This window comes from Bacteroidia bacterium (assembly GCA_025056095.1).
GTDB lineage: Bacteria > Bacteroidota > Bacteroidia > JANWVE01 > JANWVE01 > JANWVE01.
Map to the genome: position 1 here is coordinate 1 of JANWVW010000266.1, position 3,403 is coordinate 3,403.

A 3,403-nucleotide genomic window follows, 5' to 3' on the forward strand; every position below is an offset into this window, starting at 1 on the left:
TTCCGCACTGCGCTTCGCTTCGGTACTTCGCTGCGCTTCGTACTGCCCTGACGGGCATGCTCCATGCCCCTCACGCAATTTACCTTTGCAATTATGTCTTTACCTTGTTTAAGCTTGAAGTACAATCACTTACAAGCTAAAACTTTGCATAAGAAACAGAGAAATGGCTTTTTCAGAGATTCTCTGCGTGAGGCATGCGAAGGGCGTGCGTCAGCACGGTGCGGAGCGAAGCGCAGCACCGAAGCGAAAGCGTAGCCCGTAGCACGCCGACCTTGTGGGTATGAGCGCAGCGAATGCCCACAAGGGCACGCCCAAAAAGTTACTTACAGTTCAGACTATATAACTTGTTGAGAAAAGCAAGTAGAATTTGTTTTTTGCTGTAAAAATCATGTATTTTGTACTACTTTTGGACAATGCTATCAGAGCTAAATGACAAAACCCTTCTTATCACAGGGGGAACAGGTTATTTTGGGCGAAAATTTGTTTCTTTGCTTACACAAAACCCCCACAAAGCAAAAAAAGTTATTATTTACTCACGCAACGAACTTAAACAATATGAAATGGAACAAGAATTCTCTGTACAAGAGTATCCATTTTTGCAATACGTATTAGGCGACGTAAGAGATGTTGAACACTTGATGCAGGTTTGCGAAGGAGTAGATATTATCATCCACGCCGCAGCCCTAAAACAAGTTTCTACAGCAGAACTTAACCCATCAGAATGTATCAAAACCAACATCATAGGTTCACAAAACGTAATTACAGCAGCTATTACAAGAGGAGTTCAAAAAGTAATAGCCATCTCAACAGATAAAGCAGTAGCCCCTATTAGCGTATATGGGGCATCAAAACTATGCGCAGATAAGCTATTTATTGATGTCAATAGAGAACCTAACTTACACAAACCTATTGTAGCCGTAGTCAGATACGGAAACGTGATGGGTTCACATGCTTCGGTTATTCCGCACTTTTTGAGTAAAAAAAAACAAAATAAACCTATTCCTATCACACACTTGGAAGCTACTCGGTTTGCTATCACCGTTCAAGATGCTATGAATTTGGTATTGTTTGCCCTACAAAATGCCCAAGGCGGAGAAATATTCATCCCAAAAATACCTTCATTCAGAGTAATAGATCTAGCCAAAGCCATTTGCCCTGATTGTAAATACGAAGTTATAGGACTACGCCCAGGGGAAAAAATCCACGAAGAGATGCTTACCGCATCGGACGCGCTTTATACAATAGAAACGGAAAAATACTTTATTACACTGCCTTATTACAAGCTCAACCAAAAGCAGGAATACCTCAAAAAATACAACGGCAAACCTTTAACAGAGAATGACGTGTATTGCTCAGAAAGAAATACTCATTGGCTTTCAGTGGAAGACTTAAAGAAGTTAGTGAGTGAAGTCTGTTGATTTATACTGCTATTCAATTATGAGAAGTAGAATAAAAATTATTAGCTGCTCTTTTATTCCTGCTGAACGATAAACCGATACTCTTGAAAGAAAGATGAGTTATTATCTTGTACGCGCAAATAGTACAAACCTGTTGCGAATGAATGTACAGGAACAGCAGAAGCGTTTTGAGATTCAAATAGTTTTTTACCCATGTTGTCAAAAACTTGTACTGTGTAGTTTTGGGTATGTTGTGTACGAATATATACAGTTTGATTAGTTACAGTGGGATAGATTTCAAAAGAGGGATAAACATAAGAAGCATGATAGCTGGTTAAAGAGGCATTAAGTTTGAGTATAAAAGCATCTATTTGGTTAGCAGACAAGTAAAAGGTAGGGATATCAGGGTCAAAGTCGCAAGTTCCTGAGAAGTTGCCTGTTATGTACAAGTTTTCAAATCCGTCCCTATGTATCATGATAGGAAAATCTGAATCTGGGCCTCCTACACTTTTTGCCCATTCAAAGCCACCTGTACTGCTTAATTTTAGAATGAATATGTCCCATGAATCTGCGTCTGAACTGATTTGATATATGGGCGCACCTGGATCAAAATCCACTGTTCCTTGGTAGGTACCTGTAACGATAATGTCATTTGTAGCAGTGGTAAGCAAGCTATATCCTGTATCATAGCCTGTGCTTCCTCCTACGGACAAAGCCCATACAAAGTTCCCTGTGTCAGTTAATTTGAGCACAAATACATCACTTAACCCATTTGGAGTAAGGTTAAATGTGCCTGGACCTGGGTCAAAATCAACAGTGGATTCAAAATCACCTGTCAATAATAGGTTGCCAACATTATCTAAACTCAAATTAGTTATCAGACTAAACCCTGAAACGTCTAAATACTTTAACCAAATTAAACCTGTACTATTGTCTAGTTTAGTGATAAAGAAATCGCCGCTCATACCTGTGGAAGTTAAGGTAGAAGTACCTGCACCTGTATCAAAATCTATTGTACCTTGAAAAGAACCTGCTATGTAGAAATTTCCTGATGCGTCTGATACCATTTTGGTAATATCACAATAATCCAAAGGGCTTGAACCCGCAAACTGCTTTACCCACTGAAAAGCACCTGTGCTGGCAGCAAATTTAGCTATGTAAGCATCGCTTCCTCCCCCCGCAGTGAGATTGAATACGGCAGCACTCGGATCAAAATCTACTGTACCACTGAAATACCCTGCAACATATAAATTATTCGCATTGTCTAAAACAACACTTCTTGAACCTTCTATGTTATTTCCTCCACAATGATTGACCCAAATAAAATTACCTGCTGCGTCTAGTTTAAGCACGAAAATATCTGTCTGTCCTTTGGCTGTTATATCGTACACGCCAGAACCAGGGTCAAAATCTACTGTATTTTCAAAATTACCAGACACATAAACGTTCCCTGCATTATCTACTGTGATAGCTTCTGCTTCTTCTATTTGCGGACCTGAGATTTGTTTTGCCCACACAAAAGCACCTGTTGAAGTGTATTTAGCAACAAAAACATCTCTTTGTCCTACTGCCACAAGGGCAAACAGAGCGGGTCCAGGGTCAAAGTCTACAGAACCTTCAAAACCTCCCGTAATGTAAATGTTTCCAGAGTTATCCATTGTACTAGCGGTTATATATTCGTTGTTGCTCCCTGCAATATGCTTAGCCCATGCAAAAGCAGGAAAGGTTTGGCTAAAAGCTTTCAATTTTAGGAACAATGTAAAGAGCAAGAGTAGGTAGATAGTTATACGCATTTTCATTAAGACCTTATATAAGTGCAAATATAATACTTTTTTCGGTTAGGTAAAAGTAGTTTTGCAGTCAAAGTATACGTAGCAAACACGAATGGACTAACTCTCCTTTGCGGTACTTCTTTTTTTGAGTATAATTTTTGATTTTTTGGGCGTGCCCCTTGCTGCGCAAGGGTCGGGGCATTCCGCACTACGCTTCGCTTCGGTACTTCGCTG

3 protein-coding genes are annotated in these 3,403 nt (G+C 39.8%); 1 reads left to right on the forward strand and 2 read right to left on the reverse strand.

The genetic code is table 11. The annotated features are described in order from the left end of the window. The first annotated feature begins 413 nt into the window (after positions 1-413). Positions 414-1,418: a UDP-N-acetylglucosamine 4,6-dehydratase (inverting) gene (pseB, locus tag NZ519_13105; GenBank protein MCS7029693.1), complete on the forward strand. Its 1,005-nt coding sequence runs from the start codon at positions 414-416 to the stop codon at positions 1,416-1,418. Between the two features lie 53 nt (positions 1,419-1,471). Here the strand turns inward: pseB and NZ519_13110 are convergent, their stop codons facing one another. Then, positions 1,472-3,142, reverse strand: a complete 1,671-nt coding sequence (locus NZ519_13110; protein ID MCS7029694.1) for a T9SS type A sorting domain-containing protein — start codon at positions 3,140-3,142, stop codon at positions 1,472-1,474. A gap of 53 nt (positions 3,143-3,195) precedes the next feature. Then, positions 3,196-3,403, reverse strand: a 208-nt coding sequence (locus NZ519_13115) for a hypothetical protein (protein MCS7029695.1), incomplete at its 5' end; no start/stop codon positions are given.